The organism is Lacibacter sp., from assembly GCF_035299325.1.
Taxonomy (GTDB): Bacteria; Bacteroidota; Bacteroidia; order Chitinophagales; family Chitinophagaceae; genus Lacibacter.
Genome location: NZ_DATGWT010000025.1, coordinates 117,945 through 135,590, shown reverse-complemented (window position 1 = coordinate 135,590; position 17,646 = coordinate 117,945). Strand labels below are relative to the sequence as shown.

The window sequence follows — 17,646 nt, the reverse complement described above, 5'->3', positions numbered from 1 at the left end:
TTTACATGGGCTAAAGCCCAAATTGGTTTTTTCACTTGCCCAAGCCTTAATGGTGGGCAAGTGAATGCAATTACCAATCTAATTTCAACAGGCTTACGCCTTGTTGAGGCAATGAAATGTTTATATTCAATACGCCATTCGTTACTTTCAATTTCTTCGACGCTCCCATTGTTTTTAACTGTCCTGCTTTTTCCAGTATCGTTATCTGTTCTTTGGTTGGATTTTGTGGCGAACCCATTTTCTTCCACACTTCATAACTGTTGCTGTGCTCATCATCAATACGATATTCCGTAACGGTTACTGTTGTTGCAGATAGTCCGTTGATGTTTACCGCAACAGGTAATGCTGCATTCTTTACATCATCATCATGATAATTCCAGATCATCACTGTTGCCGAACGTTTATCTTTCGCAGCAAGTCCACCCACATCATTGTACTTTCTTCTTACACTTGAGTCAACCATTGTTTTCAACTCATACATCTGGTTGCCTTGCACCATAACACGTTTCCCTTTCATCATACCAAACATGCGAAACACATTCAGCACCGGTTTATCTACACCGTTTGTTGCAAGATCACGAAAGCCATAGAACCATGGCTGATTCTCAAATTCAAATGCCCAGGTTACTGCACCGAGAAAATTTACGTTGAAGGAATCGGCTAATAAATATTTGCGTGCAAAGGAAGCAGCTGTATAACTGGAAAACATCGTACCGTTACGATAAGCATTCTCAGGATTGGTATGCATACCACAGGCGGCACATCCTTCCGGATCACTTTCGCCGATAATAACCGGCAGATTTTTTAACTGCGGATAAGAAGCAACAAATTTGAAACCTGCATTAATATCTCTTAACTGTGTGCCCATATTCATCTGCACATGACCGTTCACTACTTTGGGCGAACCTTTTGCATGAAACAAAACAGCATCAACTGGTGAGCCGATTTTCTTTGTAACATAATTCGTATCGCTGTAACAATGTTTTACAAATGCATGCAACCATTCCTGCGCACCTTTGCTTGCAGTGCCTGCTATATTGATACCGCCGATCTTTGCTGTTGGTAATGCACGCTTCACTGCATCTGCTGTGTAATCGTATAATTTAAAGAATTCTTCCTTTGTTCCTTTCCAGTAGCCGTTCGGTTCGTTCCACAATTCCCAATACCAGCTCTCCACTTCTTTTTGTCCGTAACGTTCTACACTGTGCTTCACCCATTGAAAAACCAACTCGGCCCATTTGTTATAATCTTTCGGTGGATAAGCCCAACCCGTAATGATTTTGAAATAAGGATCGCCGGGTTTCCAATCGTGTTTATAAGGAACAGGATTGGTTGATAATGCTTCCGGCATAAAACCAATTTGTGCCAATGGTTTCATTCCTCTTTGCACATAGGTATCAAAAATACTGTCAATGATTTTCCAGTTGTAAACGGGATTGCCGTTTGCATCTTCGGTATACGCATTCGTGCTGCCCCATTTCAATGCAGGTTTACCATCGCCTGTTACCAATAAACTATGTGCACGCACATACACCGGAACAGGACTGAGCTTTGAAATCTCTGTGAGCAATTTCTTCCCGTCCTTCATATAAGTATAGTTCGGCTCATCATACCCAAACCATGCCCACACAGGTTTCATGTCGCCTGTTTCTTTTTTCAGATCAACGTTGATGGTTGCTGTTTGCGCAAGAGCTTTGGAAAATAAAAAAAGTATAAGCAACAATCGTTTCATATGTTTTATTTTAATTGTTCTTAATTCCCATCCGGTTTCGTACTCGTCATAAACGAACTCATGGGCCAATAGAAACTTTCAAATGTTGCAGGTATTGCCGGATCGTAAGCAGAAATATCTGTACGCAGCAACTGAGCTAACGGCAAATTCTGGTCCTGAATACTTTTTACAATACACTTCGCCAGCTCGTATGCACCATAGGTGCTGAAATGTGTATTGTCTTCCAGCTTGGTGGTTTGGCCGGGAAACGTATTAGCAGGGAAATGTACAAATGCTTTGATCGATTTAGTGGGTCCCCATGCTTCGTATAATACTTTACTCATCGCATTCAGATCAACTACTACTACATTTTCTTCCTTAGCAGTCTGCCGAACAGCATCCGGATATTCCAATAGTGTATTGATGATCTTTCCGTCTTTATCAAAATTGCGTCGATGCATGGAAGTAACCAACACCGGTATACCGCCTTTCTTTTTTACTTCAGCAATATAGCGTTGTAAATTTTTCTTGTAGGAAGTGAATGGTCCAATGCCCGGTCCTTTTTGCTTCATATCGTTATGTCCAAACTCAATGAACAGATAATCGCCGGGCTTCATCAGGCTCAAAATTTTATCCAATCGTCTTGCACTTAAAAACGAATTCAGTGCTTCCCCACTCTCTGCATAATTCGCCACAGCTACTTTGCCGGGCGCAAAGAAACGTGGAATCATTTGTCCCCAAGCCGCCCAGGGTTCACGGCTTTGATCTACTACAGTTGAGTTGCCTGCAAGGAAGATCGTTGTTGCTGTTTTGTTGGGTGTAATTTCAATCGCACACACTTTCGGCAACGAATCGTTGAACTCGATAGTAAGAAAATTATCCCAGTGCAGGTATTCGTATTCTCTTGGCTTCAGCTTTACTGCTTTTACAATATTTCCTTTTGCATCACGTATCAAACTGTCTCGCACATTTACGGTAAATGTCTCTGTAACAAATTTGCCTTTTGCAGTGCGGATATTTTCTAAGAACAAACGACGGCATTCTGCACGCACTGTTGTAGCAGAAGTTGCTTTCTTATCGCCGAGAATAATTTTTACATCATAATTCCCATCGGGCAGGTTCACTGAAAAATAAAAAGGCTTGGTGGATGTGATATAATCATCATTCACCGATTTACCGCCACGGTCAACAGCTGATACGTCCGAACCATTGGTAAAACCAAATCCCTTTTCGTTCGCAAATTTCGATTCGGATGTAACAGCCGTATAACCTTTCTTCACTCTACCGTTACCAAAATCGAACTTATATGTTTGTGCTTTTGAACATACACTCAGCAATAATGCAGCAACTAAAACAACAGAAGACTTCATAGTTTATTTTTTCGACAGCTGCAGCGAACTGTCGTTGATCTCAAATTTGAATTGATTGAGTAATTGATACATTTCAGCTCCTGCTAAAATTACCGGGCCATAACCATGTGCCGCAAACACGTTCACCGGACGGTAATAATAAAATGCAGGATCAAAAGCCATCCCCGTACCAACACAGGTTCCTTCTACTTGTCCCTGCTTATTTACTTTTGTCGATACTGCATTCCATGCAAGGATAGCTGTTGGCGCATACGTCATGGCATCAATCCAGCCTTTATTAATGGCATGTGTAATGCAGTAAGCATAAATAGCCGTTGCAGATGTTTCCAGATATGAATCACTTCTATCCAACAACTGATGCCAGAAGCCCGTGCCATCCTGGTATTGCATCAAACCATTTACATGTGCTTTAAACTGTTGCAACACAAATGTTCTGCCGGAATGTGTTTCAGGTAATGCATCCAGTACTTCACTCATCGTCATCAAGGCCCATCCATTTGCTCTTGCCCAGCGAAACTCCGGATGATGTTCCATACTTTCTACCCAGCCATGCATGTATACACCTTTCTCTTTATTGAACATGCGTTTGGTATAAAGCTGCAACTGGTTTACGGCATCATCATAATATTTTGTTTCGCCTGTGAGTTTGCCCATGAAGGCCATGGTGGGCACACCCATATACAGATCATCCAACCACAAGGTGTTTGCCTGCGGACGCATACGTGCAAGTGTACCATCTTTCAAACGGTATTCTTTATTGATGACATAATTCGATAAATGATCGATAATGGGACGGAGATTATTACTCAACCCGCTATTCTGTGCTTTGATCATGGATGCGCAAACTGCACCACCATCATCCAATGCATGTGGATTGATCGGCTGCGATAGCAATCCTTTTTTACGGATGTACTCCCACGTGAATTTATTCTGAATAACAGGTATCCATTTCGCCAGGAAATCATATCTGGTCTTTACATACTCCGCATACTTTTTATCACCGGTTGTTTCTGCTGCCCGTTGAAAAGCAGAATACGTTACTCCCCACTCATAACTGGTTAAACGGAAATCGCCTTGCTTTAACACCGTGTTTGTATCCAATGCATTTACATCGGTTACAGCAGCACCGGTTTTTTTATTCATCATTTCTGCAGGCGTAACGGCATTGAGATAGTTATAGACTCTATCCACGATCGCCTTTACACTTTCTTTCGAAGGTGCGCCATATGGCGTTGGATAATTCACTTTCATAGCGTGTAACGGCGTGGTTACATCGTTTTGTTTTGGCTTAGGTTTAACCTGTGCGTTGGCTGCTGTTACTGTAAGCAAAGCTGCACTTACAATTATTCTTTTCATGGCAATTTGGTTTCTGTTTATATCGCTAAATATATCATCTCTTTACGGAAAGTAATCAGGCTTTCGACTTAATCGATTTCGTAATTAACTGTAAAAACTAACTTAAACGAAAAAGACAGGTATTTTACCTCCTGCCCTTTTCTATCGATTGCTTGCTGAAAACCAGTTTACCATTTGAATGGCAGATAATAATCTTTCGCCATCAGTTTTGCTCTTGCGGTTGAAGCTGCACCTGATGACAGACCTGATTTAATGAGTTTATTGTATACTTTATTTGCAATAAAAGAAGGATCGTCTCTGCGCAATGTAACACGCAACAGATCTGGCCAACGTGTGCCTTCAAATGCATTCTCCAATGCAATCTCCTTCATTAAACCAGTTTCGATGGTATTAAGACTGTCGCCAACGGGCACCGGTATATCTGTAACAAGCGCCCTGTTGCGAATACCTATGTTACGATACCAATCTGCACGGAAATATGGCACAGAGTTATTACTGTTTCTTCCATCAAAGTTGAAGGGATAAGGTTCGTTTAATGTGTTGTGATAGTTTGTTACATCAGTAATACCTGTGGGTGGAGGGAAAGCTCTTTCGAAACCATTATTTAACAACGCCCACGCAAGTCTGTGTTTTCCTGAACGATTTGCAGCTTCCGCAAAGCGCATGTGCAAATGTGTTTGGCGATACAGAAACCATTTGCCATTCTTCTGCAATGGATTAAGTGCAGTACCTGTTGCCCAATTGATATAATTATAGAGATACTTCATTGCTACCGGCTGTCCGCCAATATTCATTGTACTCAATAACTTTCTTGCATCATAAGGAATTGAGCCGCCTTGTGCAGTACGCTGCGTTTCTCCATCCCAAAGATCATATACTTCCTGCGACGGACGAACGAGATACTGTCCACCTACAGGAGAAAACAATTTGATCAGTGTATTCTCCGGCTTGAATTTGTTATCGAAAGGCAAAGCCCATATCCACTCTCTACGGAAACCATCTGAGGTCCATGCACTTTCAAACATAATTCTCCATCCATCACTATAATTTAATGAAGAAGCATCGCCTGCTCTTGCATAACTGATATAATGGTTGAAGCCACCGGCCCATCCTAATTTATATTGCGAATAATAGTTTTCGCCCTGGGTACCAACGGTTGCAAATTCCATTACCTGCCGGTAATTAGTAGCTGCTTTTACATAGTCGTTCTTCCACAGATAAAGATCACCCAATAAACAACGCTTGTTGATGTAGAATTTTTCTGTTGGATACCCATCTACTGAAATATTCAGATTGGTACCTGCCGGATACACATCTTTAAATGGAAGTGCTTCTGTAAAATTCACAAGGCTATCGAGCAAAACATTAAATGGAAGACGGGGAAAATTGCCTGCATTCTTTACTTCATCCACATTTTTTAAAGTACTGGTTACATACGGCACCTGGCCAAAATGTATACCAAGCTGGAGATAAATAAACGAACGTAACGCACCAACATCAGAATAACGTTGGTTAAACTGATCTTCCGTCATTCTCTTTTCAGCAACCATCACTTTAAAATTCTCCAGCACATCATTACAATTCAGGATCAGTTCATAAAAAGGTTTGGGGCTTGCATACGGGTTATTCTCAGTAACACTGTGTGTGCTTAACTGGCGAAGGCTTTCATTTGAATTAACCGTTACATCAAGCAGATCAGCACGCAATTCATTCAATACAACATATTGCTCAGCCAGCCCCATGAACTTTCCATAAATACCCACTACTGCCGCATCTGCATCGTACACGTTCTGGTAAGCATTGCTTTCATCGAGCTGTTCTTCCGGCTTTATATCAAACAATTTTTTACAACCAACTAAACTCAACAACATGGTTGCAAACAAAACAGATTTTATCAACTTTATTTTCTTCATAACTGAAGTAAGATTTAAGATTCACATTTTTTAAACAACAAACATTCCTTCTTACAAACCGATCCGTGCACCAAGGGTTATAGTTCTGTATAATGGATCAAGGCCTGTGTCAATACCTTGTGCAAACAAGCTTGGTGATGCACTGAATTCAGGGTCGTAACCTGTATATCTTGTAAGTGTAAACAGGTTGGTTCCGCTGAGGTATACAGATGCATTCTTAATGAATTTATCTTTGAACGGAATAGCGTAAGTAACAGAAGCACTGCGCAAACGGATATATGAACCATCTTCGATCCAGCGTGTGCTGAAACGGTTGTTACCCATCGGGTCGCCATAAGTTGCCTTAGGCATATCTGTTCTTTGTCCTTCTGCTCTCCATCTGTTTACAACACTGGTCAATTGATTTTCTACCCCGCTTGCAGATTCAAGTTTGTAACGCAGGTAGTTGAAAATTTCATTCCCTTGTGAGAATGTAAATAACGCATCTAATGAAAAACGACCATATTCAAGTCTTGTGCTCAAACTTCCAAAAAAATCAGGGGTTGGAATACCAATGATGCCTCTATCCTTTTCATCAATGATATTGTCATTGTTTACATCAAAGAAACGAACATCACCCGCTCTGAAATTTGTATAGGAACCGTCAGCATTTTTCTTCTTTAATCCTGAGTTTGCTGCATCTTGTTCAGTGCTGAAAACACCCTTTGCGATGTAACCATAAAAGAGAGTTGACTGGAGCGAGTTTTGCGTAAGGATGGTTGCGCCAGAGTATTCAGTTGTCATTTGTCCTCCGGGAATCGATACAACCCTGTTTGTATTTTTTGCAATCATCAACCCTGCATCCCACTTCCATTTATTGTGATTAACAAGTCTTGCATTCACAGCAAATTCAATACCGCTGTTTTTCATGCTGCCACTGTTGGTCAGTACTTTTTCAAAACCGGTTGCAGCTGCCAGTGGTTCGTACACCAGCATATTTTCGGTTTTGTTATGATATACGTCAACACTTGCGTTTATGCGTTCGTTCCAGAAAGCAAGGTCAACACCCACGTTTAATTTCTTGTTTGTTTCCCATTGGATAGCAGGATTTGGAATACCATTACGTACAAGCCCCTGCATACCAAGAAGGTTTTGAGAAGAATAGGTTTGACGGCCAGTGTAATTACCAATATCATCGTTACCGGCAATGCTGTAGGTAAGACGTAGCTTCAGGAGATCAAGTGTAGTATTTGCCATGAACTCTTCAGACGAAAGCAACCATGCAGCTCCAATTGATGGCATAACAGCATATCTGTTGCCGCCAATGTTTATACCATTCTTCACCTGCGATCCAAATCTTGAAGAACCATCCATAGCTGCATTAAAGCTGAAGAACAAACGATCTCTGTATCCATAATCTACATTGAAGTAAGTGTTCATCCAGTTCCACTCGCCAATACCACCACCGGTTTGACGTAACGCATTAATACCATTTTGTACACTGATCAACTCGTCAGTTGCAGAATTATAGCCAAGCGTGTAATCCTGCTGTGCTTTATTGTGCTGGTAACGCAATCCTAATCTTGAAGAAAAGCTATGGCGCAGGTTATAGGTTTTCTTAAACTCAATTCTTGAATCAGAGAATACGGAGAACAGGCGTTTTACCTGGGTACCAAGCCGGCTATCGGCAACAAAGTTGTTTAATGTATCGTTGGCTACCCCTTTGCGTGGCACAAAAATGTTTTCACGCACTTTATCGAACACGAGGCCAAAGAGTGTTGATGCAGACCATGATTTATTAAAATCGTAACTGAATTTATAAGAGCCCATAAACCTGTAATGCCTGTTGTATGCCTGCATATTGCTGATCAATGCAGAAGGATTACTGACGCCTAATATATCGGTATCTTCCAGGTTGGGAGAAAGCACCCCTTTTTCATTTACTTCGTTCGGTCCAAGGAATGGGGCTTTTATTAAAGCCGTGTACAATGCTCCCGTTTTTTCAACTACACCCTGGTATTTTAAATTTGTTTGATTGTAGTTAAACGCCAGGTTTGCTTCGCCTGTAAATTTCTTTGAAAAATTAAACTTGGCATTGAAGCGTGTATTATAGCGTGTAAGATCTGTATTTGTAATTACACCTGCATTTTTGCTGAAGCCAACACTTAAAGCATAAGTTGCAATATTATCACCACCGGTTACTTTCAGGTAATAATTCTGATTAACACTATTTCTGAAAACATTACGCTGCCAGTTGGTATTGTTGTGATAACGGTAGTAAGATGCATTTGATGCTGTATCATCATTCATGTAGGGCATTGCAGCAATATCAGCAGATGACATTCCTTTGCTTTGCAGCATTTCACTTAAATAGATCCTGTAGTTATTGGCATTCATTACCGGCATAAGATCCGGAGCCTGGTTATAGCTGGTGTACACACCAAAGTCGATGGCTGTTGCTTCTTCTTTTGCCCTTGATGTAGTAATGATAATAGCGCCGTTTGCACCTTTTACTCCATAAATGGAAGACGCATCTTTTACAACAGTGTAATTGTCGATATCCTGAATATTTATCAGCGCAAGAGGGTTTGTGTAATTGTTGGCAATTATGCTTGAACCGTAATCATTGATGTCATACACAATCCCATCCACCACCACCAAAGGCGAATTGCTGCTGTAGAGTGAATTAAATCCTCTTAAGAAAAGATTGGCTCCAATACCCGGAGTGCCCGAGCGTCTGATCACATTCAATCCGCTCACCTTGCCTTGCAAAGCAGCATCTGTAATTTCAAACGGACGACTCCACTCGCTGTTTGCATCGTAACCAACAGCGGCCGCCGTTAAATTACGTTTCATGATCTTCCCAAAAGGAAGTGTTACTTCATCCTGAAAAGTTGATGCCGGCTGGCTCAACAGCGCAACAGTAATTGATTTACTTCCTTTTAATGATACCTGCTTTTTTGCAAATCCATCAGCCATAATTTCGACATCAGCAGTATACGCCGGCACATTTAATGTGAAAGCACCAGCCTCGTCTGTAATAGCTGCGGAAAAATCTTTTACTGCAACACGCACACCACTGAGTGGTTTCTTTGTTGCGGCATCTGTAACAATACCGGTTAAGGGCAGTTTTACTTTTGCCTTGGTTGTATCCGTCTTTGCAGTTTGAATTTGTTGGGCAGCCAATTCCTGTATGCAAACAATCCCACCGCTCAGCAATACAGTTAAAAGCAGTTTATGTAAGTTAGTTTTTGTCATTACGAATATCTTTTTTTGTTCCTTATATTATAAACTGGGTACGAGTTTTATATAATTACATACAATAGGATTGGTTCCGTTGGCAACCAAATAAACATTGAATAAAGGCGCATACTGGCTCATCGTAAACTCGCCAATGTATATTTCGTTGTAATTTCCGGCAACAACATTAGTTAAAGGAAAGGTTGCTGAAGCAGTTGTTCCGATTGCAAGTTTCTGTGTAAATGTTGCTGTCTGAAAATCGTTTAATGCCATCCAATACGCTTTGTATTTTATAGAAGGCACTTCTTTCAGCTCGTAACGGATATTGAAAGCAGAAACGCCATGACCTATCACAAGAACATCACGAAAATCGAGCCCCGTAAGTGTATTAATACGATCACGGAAATAAGTATTGCCTCTCCTGTCATGACTGGTAGATGTATAATTTTCACCCTCGATCAGGATTGTTTTCATTTTAGACGCAGGTTGCACATCCATTTTATTCATGATATAAATAATACCATTGCTTGTTTTAATTGTTTTAACAATCGCTGCTCTGTCGACCGGTAACTGTGTACCAAATTCCGACACAACCACACTTGGTATTGAAGATGGCTGATACACTGTATCAACTGCAAAATCCTTCACAACATTCCAGCTTGTAACAAGTGTATTACTATCTGCGTTATTTGTAACAGCGTAGTAAGGTTTAAACTTTGTTACCTCGGCATCCCATGCTGCATCTGTGAGTACGAACAGTGTGTACTGTTTCTGTTCGTTTTTGAGATCATGCACCCGGTTCCAGAAAAGATTGGTGAATACAGAATCTGTTCCTGCCTGATAAACAGGTTCCCCTGTTGTTGGATTAACTCCAATTACAACAGCATTACTTGTATCAAACACATTTCTGAAAAGCGACAGCATGAATGCTTTCTGCTTCAAGGGCACATCTGCATTCGTTGAAAGTACTTCCCAGCAATTATCAATCGCCGGAAGAAATTTATCAACCACCTGTAATAAACCGTTTGCTGCATATTTATCTGCATTCTTTATCACAGCATCGCCTATTTGTGTGCCCTGCAGGTTATTGTATTTATTGTTCAACATACTGATCCTCGTAAGTACAGGAACATCAGCAGTGCGGTAAAGCTGCCCGGCAATATGGTTGCCAACAAACAGTTTCAGCTTTGCAGCATTATTAACGATCGCAGGATCCAAAGAAGTCAATGCACTGTTGACCGGAGCATATACTGTGTAATTTTTCGAAGAACCCAATACTTTATCATACCCTGTTTGTACAAGATATTGTGTAAATGTGCTCAGGTCAGGATTGGCACTTATCAATTCAAATAATGTGATCTTTAAAGATTCATCTGTTATGGCATTGTGGTCTTCTTTTACTTTACTGCATCCATAAAGCAGCATCAATCCAAACGCAACCAGTAACAAATTTTTATACCTGCTCTTCATTTATTATTATTTTATTTTAATCAGCGAATCGTTTTGTATGATCATTATTGATAAACCTTTGTTCCATCCGGTCTGAATCTTGGTAATATCTGATCCTGATCGATCGGGATAAAGTGGATCATATCGAGGTTGTTGTTGTTTTGTGTACCTGACAACGGCGTAATTCTGATCGTTTGTTGTTGTGTTGTTGTAAACTCAATTACACCAACCTGTCTTGCAGCCTGTCTGTTGCCATTTGCTGCATTTTCAATATAGCGCTTCCAGCCTATTGCTTCCAGCTCAGCATCAGTTCCCGTAGGTCTTGCTTCAGTAAAGTTCATCGTCCGTTGCATCACTACGCCATTTACAGAAACCTGGCAAAGCATGTTAGAACTTGATGACTGCTTTTGCCAGGCATAACAGATCCATACTTTATATTTTCCTTTAACGATAGGCGGCGTTCTCATTTCCCACCAGATAGGCCGGGCAGGCAAGCCCATTGGTAACATGTTTGCATCATTATTAACGCAATAGTTCGTAACACTGCTTGAAGATGAATAGATGTAAGACAAAGTGTTTGTTCCTGCCAATGAACCCCAACCCCAATAATGATCTTTTATGGGATTATCTGCTTCAGTTGGACGGGCAAAATTGTAATTCGCTTTTTTGTAGTAAGCCGGTAATTTCTTGATCTCTTCAAAAGAAGAAACGTCCCAATAAAGTGCTGAAGGTGCTCTGTACTTCACCTGGAAATGTGCTGCTGCATCGTGCCAAACACCATTTGTTGCAGCCAGGTCACTTTTATTCCTGTTTAACGTAATCCCTTTCTCCACTACACCGTTGAATTCATCTTCATTCAACACCACCTGTTGATCGATCAGTTTTACACTGAGCACTTCCTGTGGTTGCAATGTGAAATGTGTTGGAGTTGAAATAATATCTCCTAAAAACTTAAGACCTTGTGAAATATGATAAGCTACATAAATATGTAGGCTGTCGTTTGCATTGGCAGGATTGCCTGTTTTGGAATACCTTGTTTTTAACGCTGCATAACTGTTTATACCACTGTCAGCCAAAGCCTGGTTACTTTCTGCAAAAACAGTCAGCCACCGTTTTGATGTATCACTGTCAACTGTATTTAGTTTTGTAAAGAATCCTGTTTCTTTTAATGCTTCTACGAAAATGGAATAATTGGCATTTTCTTCCAGCTGCCTGGCAATTGTTTTAACAGCCGGTTTCAATACATTGTTAATTACATGTATGATACCATTACCAACTCTAACATTCGATTTGAGAACGATTGCCTGTCTGTTGATCAGATAACTTGATACACCTTCTGAGTTTGCAACAGCCGTAACAAGGTATTGTCCATACATGGTAATAACCGGCAACTTCCCATCAGTAAACGAACTTGTGTAAATAGTATCCTCCAGCAAATGCAGCCTTACCATATCCTTCAACGTATTAAGATCTGCCGCATCAACTGATGCAGCGCCAATACTGGTGAGATAAGTTTTTACACCACTGTTTGTTGGTGCAAAGCATGTATATGCTCCGTAAGCATTCAGGAACGCTGCATTACCTGTTCTGTCGAGTATCTGGCGGAACAGCGAAAATGAATCGAGGTTTTTGTCGAGATAACCTACGATGTTTACGTCATCCGTTGTTGCTTCTTCAATTTTCAGTTTGCGACAACCTGGTGCAGAAAACATCATTGCTGTCACAACGATCAAACCTATGGCAAGAACAATATTTCTTTTCATAAAACAGGTTTCAATTATTTATAAAATGGATTTTGTACTAATTGTTTATTTGTTTGTATCTCGTAGAGATAGATCGGCAGGTAGTGGCTGTTGACATCTTTAAATTTCGCCTGGGCCGATTGCTGAATATTAGAAGGAGCACTAATGGCCACCATACTCAATAAAATACCAAGACGTTGATAGTTGTTGCGTTTTGCATTACGCAGCACATCATACCAGCGCTTACCTTCAAAACAAAATTCTCTCGCCCGTTCTTCAATAATAAAATCCTGGATCAGGTTCTTATCATTTGCTGCAGGCATCAGGTCGGTTGCATCAAGTGCATTTGCCCTTGTACGGATCTGGTAAACAATATCCAAAGCTTCCTGTCCCATGCCAAGCTCATTTAATGCTTCAGCTTTCATCATCAAAATATCTGCATAGCGATAGAAGAACCAGTGGGCGTAACTCTGATCAAGCGTACGTAAACCCGTTGCTGATGCTCCAACATATTTCCACACGGTGGATGTTGCTGCTCTTACTGAGCCGCCATCACCACGTATGTCGTAATTTTTATCATCAGTAAAATCAACTGTAAACACCCTGTCCATAAGATCAGGTACTGCTGTCCACCTTCTTACACTTATGCTTGAAGAAAAAATCGGGAAATAAGGATTAAGTCGTTGCTGGCTGAACTGTAGTTCAAATATTCCTTCATTCGAATTACCATTGTAGTAAAGTGTATTGAACCAATCTTCGTTGTACTCAACCACAGGACCATTTCTTGTAGCACCTTTGATCAAACCAAATTTACCTGAGTTAATGATCTTATCACATGCAGCTACACTTTCTGTATATTTCTCCATCCACAAATACACATCTGCAAGAATTGCATTAACTGTATAAACTGTTACTCTTCCTTTATCAGAAGCAACATTGCCATAAGTAGTTACTGCTTTTACTTCCGCCAGTTTAAGATCTGTAACGATCTGGGCGAATATATCTGCCTTGGGAGATTTAGGAATAGGCGTAATATTTTCATCACTCAACGTTGCATCAAGTTTCAACGGCACGTCACCAAATGTTCTTACAAGGTAGAAATACATCAATGCCCTGATGGTTAATGCCTCGCTCAGGTATTGATCAAGTTGTGCCTGTGTAAATGTGTTATCATTCGCAAGCACTTCCGGAGCCTTTTCAATTACCGTATTGCAAAAATTAATGGTGCGGTAAAAAGGTCGCCAGTTTGCATTTACATTCGTGGGTTGAATATTTACATTGATGAGTGCAATATCATCTGCACTTGAAGCAGTTGCATTGGCAACATGATCGGCCCTTCCTTCACCCCAAACAAAGAGCAACTCTGCCATTGAAGGAACATAGTTTATATTCCCATATGATCCGGTTGAATACTCCATCATTGAGGAGTAAATACCAATAACAGACGCCTGCACCTGTTCTTTTGTTTTCCAGAACTCTTCCTTCACAATTCCATCCTGCGGTTTTAAGGCCAGCCATTTTTTGCAGCCTGTAAAACTTAAGGCGATAACAAAAAGCAGTAAATAAGATAGTATGATATTCTTTTTCATGTTATTATTAATTAGAAGCCTGCAACAATTCCGAGTGTAATGTTTTTTGCCGGTGGCGTCATTGAATTATCATAAGAAACCCTGAATGGATCTGAACCACGCATTGATACTTCAGGATCCTGACCTAAATAGTTGGTGAATGTGAACAGGTTTTCAGCAGTTATATAAAAACTTGCCGATTTCATGCCCATTTTCTTTAACCATTTCTTATCGAAATTGTAACGTGCAGTAATTGTTCTGAAACGGATATAAGATGCATCTTCCACATAACGATCGCTGCCCAACCAGTTATAACCACCAGCAATTAATGCACGTGGCATATCAGTTACATCGCCTTCTTTTTTCCAACGGCTAAGTACAGCTGTACTTTGGTTATCGAAGTTGTACATATTGGTTGTACTCATCTTTGTACCATTGATAACATCGTATCCCCAACGGAAACTGAAGAAAGAAGTGATCCGCAGATTTTTCCATGTAATGGAAGGACCAAAACCACCTGAGAGTTTAGGATTACTGTTACCGAGATAAACGACATCCATATAATTGATGTTACCATCGTTATTGATGTCTTCATACATCGCATCACCGGGCTGGAAAATATAATCTGTTTGCGGATAGTTGAACCGCATATAGATCGTTTGTCCGTTTGGTCCGATGATCGGGTTGCCTTTTGCATCAGATGCAATGGTTGATGATTTGTCTTTGTAAACACCTTTGTATCTGTAACCATAAAACGAACCAAATGGATTGTTGATCTGTAAGAGGCGGAGATACTCACCGTTCTTGGTTACATCACCACGTTGGTTTGGATAGAACTCAGATATTTCACGAATCACATTCTGGTTTGCTGAAATATTGAAATCAAAACCAATGGTCAGGTCTTTTGTTTTGTAAGGTTGTGTCCAAACAGCAACCTCCCACCCTTGGTTATCCATGGTGCCCACATTCATGAACAATGAGTTGAAACCAGTATAAGAAGCGATCTGTAAACCATCGAAGAACAGATCTTTTGTTCTGTTGCGGTATATTTCACCATCCATACGCACACGGCCCTTAAACAAACTGAAGTTGTAACCAATGTTTGTACCATGCAGGTTCTGCCAACGCAGGTTCTTTAATTCCATACGTGAAGGATAAATACCTGCCTGGTCGAGATATGCATAATCGTAGGTAGTGTAGGTGTTGTAAAACAGGTAATCATAACGGGGAGCTTCACCCGAAATACCATAACTCGCTCTAAAGCTGATGTCATCGATCTTTTCAACATCCTTCAGGAAATTCTCTCCTGAAATTCTCCAACGGAATGATAAAGAAGGGAACACTCCATACCTGTAATTAGGACCAAAACGTGAGTTACCATCGCCACGAACTGTAGCGTTAAACAGGTACTTATCCATAAAGCTGTATTGTGCACCAATTAATGCACCAATGGAACGTGTTTGCGACTGACCCGATACAGCTCTGAGTTCATTATTCTGCGTTCTTGAAGAAATAGAAGGATCAACCAACAACGATGAAGCTGTGTTTGACGACATTACTTCCTGAAACACGGCCGTGTAATCGTTGGTAAGTACATTCATGTAGGCCTGTAAACTATGTTTATCGCTTTTAAACTGTGGCGTATAAACCAAACTTGTTTTTGTTCCAACACTGAATGCATCAATATCTCCATCATATGCACGGTTTACAACTGTTTCCGTATTAGGACGTCCGGTTGCAATTTGCGGAAGGAAGCTGTTGTTCTTTGTGTTATTAATATCAAACTGTACATCGAATGTAGCTTTCAATACTTTTTTCACAATATCATAATCAACCTGGAAACGTGGAATTACCCTGTCGCCCAGCACAGAATATTTTGCCTTATCGGCCATTGCAACCGGATTATAAATACGGCTGTACTGGCCCTGTGTATTTGCAGCAGGTGAAAAATAGTTAGTAGTAAGATTACCCATCGCATCATATTCAAACACACTCATGTTTGGCATTTTAATATATGCCATACCACGGATAGAGGCTTCGCCGCTTGCAGAGTTTGAACCGAGATAGTTTCTTGACTGGTTTGAATGTGTGAATGAAAAGCTGGTAAAGAATTTGATTTTTTCAGATACTGTATAATCAAGGTTGATACGTGTGCTGATACGTTGTAACGCTGTACCAATAGTAATACCCTTCTGATCGAAATAACCAACAGATGCAAAGTATTTTGCTTTTTCACCACCACCTGTTAAGCTTACTGTATGATCCTGGAGATAACCTGTTCTTGAAACGGCATCGATCCAGTTAGTGTTGTTGCTGTAGTTGTGATACCAGTAAGGATCATTCGGATCGTAGTTAAATTCACGGTTAACGGTTGTGTTAAGCGAAGTACCGATCCTGTTCATGAATGCTTCAGGAATGAGAGTTGAATACTGATCACCATTCAGCAATGGAATAGGTTTTGGCACTAACGATACTGAACCTTTAAATGTGTAGTTGATTGAAGGTTTGCCGATGCTGCCACGTTTTGTTGTGATCACCAATACACCGTTCGCAGCTTTTGCGCCCCAGATAGCTGTTGCAGCTGCATCTTTTAACACTGTAATATCTTTAATATCAGCAGGCGAAATATTCAATAACTGGGCATAACCCTGTTCATCGGCAGTACCAAAATTGAAATCGCTTGGTATTTCTGTTTCGTATGGCATACCATCTAAAACGATCATTGGTATACCGGTAGAGTTGATGGATGATACACCACGAATGCGGATATTCATAGCAGCTCCTGGATCACCACTTGATGCGGTAATATCAACACCACTTAAACGGCCTTGCAATGCCTGATCGATACTCGGTGCCTGCATTTCTTCCAGTTCCTTCCCACTGATTTTTGATACAGCTGTTGTAAGATTTTTTTCGGGGATATTCACCATGCCATTTGAAGTTGAAGGCCGGCCAATGATCACCACCTCTCCCAGGTCACCCTGTGAATCTTCCAATGAAAGATTAAGCGTGGTTCTACCATTCAAACGTTGAGTAATTGTTTTGTAACCGATGTAGGAAAGAGATATTCTGTTCTTTGGGTTTACATTCTTCAACACAAAATTTCCTTCAATATCTGTTTGCGTACCCTTTACAATACGGTTATCAGCATCCATTTCAGAAACCGATACACCTTGCAATGGTTTGTTTTCTTTGTCTGTAATCTTTCCTCTTACAATATCCTGCGCCACTGCTGCCAGGCTGAGGATAGTAAGAAATGCTGCAAAGGAAAAGACCAGGATAATTTTATTCCGCATACGTTGCATTGTTTGGGTCATT

At 40.6% G+C, this 17,646-nt stretch carries 9 protein-coding genes; all 9 read right to left on the bottom strand.

The features are described from left to right. Positions 1-70: 70 nt before the first annotated feature. The 9 genes from VK159_RS14555 to VK159_RS14515 all read right to left on the bottom strand — a co-directional run bounded on the left by VK159_RS14555 (position 71) and on the right by VK159_RS14515 (position 17,645). Complete coding sequence (locus VK159_RS14555; RefSeq protein WP_324230884.1) at positions 71-1,732, bottom strand: GH39 family glycosyl hydrolase; 1,662 nt, start codon at positions 1,730-1,732, stop codon at positions 71-73. Positions 1,733-1,752: 20 nt separating this feature from the next. Continuing rightward, complete coding sequence (locus VK159_RS14550; RefSeq protein WP_324230883.1) at positions 1,753-3,081, bottom strand: rhamnogalacturonan acetylesterase; 1,329 nt, start codon at positions 3,079-3,081, stop codon at positions 1,753-1,755. Positions 3,082-3,084: 3 nt separating this feature from the next. Further along, positions 3,085-4,437 carry a glycoside hydrolase family 88 protein gene (locus VK159_RS14545; protein WP_324230882.1) on the bottom strand — a complete coding sequence of 451 codons (1,353 nt, stop codon included), beginning with the start codon at positions 4,435-4,437 and terminating at the stop codon, positions 3,085-3,087. Between the two features lie 167 nt (positions 4,438-4,604). Further along, positions 4,605-6,350: a RagB/SusD family nutrient uptake outer membrane protein gene (locus tag VK159_RS14540; RefSeq protein ID WP_324230881.1), complete on the bottom strand. Its 1,746-nt coding sequence runs from the start codon at positions 6,348-6,350 to the stop codon at positions 4,605-4,607. 51 nt (positions 6,351-6,401) lie between these two features. Continuing rightward, positions 6,402-9,587 (bottom strand): SusC/RagA family TonB-linked outer membrane protein, encoded by a 3,186-nt coding sequence (locus tag VK159_RS14535; RefSeq protein ID WP_324230880.1) that lies wholly within the window; start codon positions 9,585-9,587, stop codon positions 6,402-6,404. 27 nt (positions 9,588-9,614) lie between these two features. After that, on the bottom strand, positions 9,615-11,039 hold the full coding sequence (locus VK159_RS14530; protein ID WP_324230879.1) for a fasciclin domain-containing protein: 1,425 nt from the start codon (positions 11,037-11,039) through the stop codon (positions 9,615-9,617). Positions 11,040-11,083: 44 nt separating this feature from the next. Beyond that, on the bottom strand, positions 11,084-12,781 hold the full coding sequence (locus VK159_RS14525; RefSeq protein WP_324230878.1) for a fasciclin domain-containing protein: 1,698 nt from the start codon (positions 12,779-12,781) through the stop codon (positions 11,084-11,086). Positions 12,782-12,795: 14 nt separating this feature from the next. Next, on the bottom strand, positions 12,796-14,349 hold the full coding sequence (locus VK159_RS14520) for a RagB/SusD family nutrient uptake outer membrane protein (protein WP_324230877.1): 1,554 nt from the start codon (positions 14,347-14,349) through the stop codon (positions 12,796-12,798). A gap of 11 nt (positions 14,350-14,360) precedes the next feature. Next, entirely contained in the window at positions 14,361-17,645 is a 3,285-nt protein-coding gene (locus tag VK159_RS14515) for a SusC/RagA family TonB-linked outer membrane protein (protein WP_324230876.1), read from the bottom strand. Position 17,646: the final 1 nt, after the last annotated feature.

Bases quoted from the DNA above. Each gene is read 5' to 3' on its own strand.
- VK159_RS14555 (WP_324230884.1), bottom strand. From the start codon at position 1,732: ATGAAACGATTGTTGCTTATACTTTTTTTATTTTCCAAAGCTCTTGCG.
- VK159_RS14550 (WP_324230883.1), bottom strand. From the start codon at position 3,081: ATGAAGTCTTCTGTTGTTTTAGTTGCTGCATTATTGCTGAGTGTATGT.
- VK159_RS14545 (WP_324230882.1), bottom strand. From the start codon at position 4,437: ATGAAAAGAATAATTGTAAGTGCAGCTTTGCTTACAGTAACAGCAGCC.
- VK159_RS14540 (WP_324230881.1), bottom strand. From the start codon at position 6,350: ATGAAGAAAATAAAGTTGATAAAATCTGTTTTGTTTGCAACCATGTTG.
- VK159_RS14535 (WP_324230880.1), bottom strand. From the start codon at position 9,587: ATGACAAAAACTAACTTACATAAACTGCTTTTAACTGTATTGCTGAGC.
- VK159_RS14530 (WP_324230879.1), bottom strand. From the start codon at position 11,039: ATGAAGAGCAGGTATAAAAATTTGTTACTGGTTGCGTTTGGATTGATG.
- VK159_RS14525 (WP_324230878.1), bottom strand. From the start codon at position 12,781: ATGAAAAGAAATATTGTTCTTGCCATAGGTTTGATCGTTGTGACAGCA.
- VK159_RS14520 (WP_324230877.1), bottom strand. From the start codon at position 14,349: ATGAAAAAGAATATCATACTATCTTATTTACTGCTTTTTGTTATCGCC.
- VK159_RS14515 (WP_324230876.1), bottom strand. From the start codon at position 17,645: ATGACCCAAACAATGCAACGTATGCGGAATAAAATTATCCTGGTCTTT.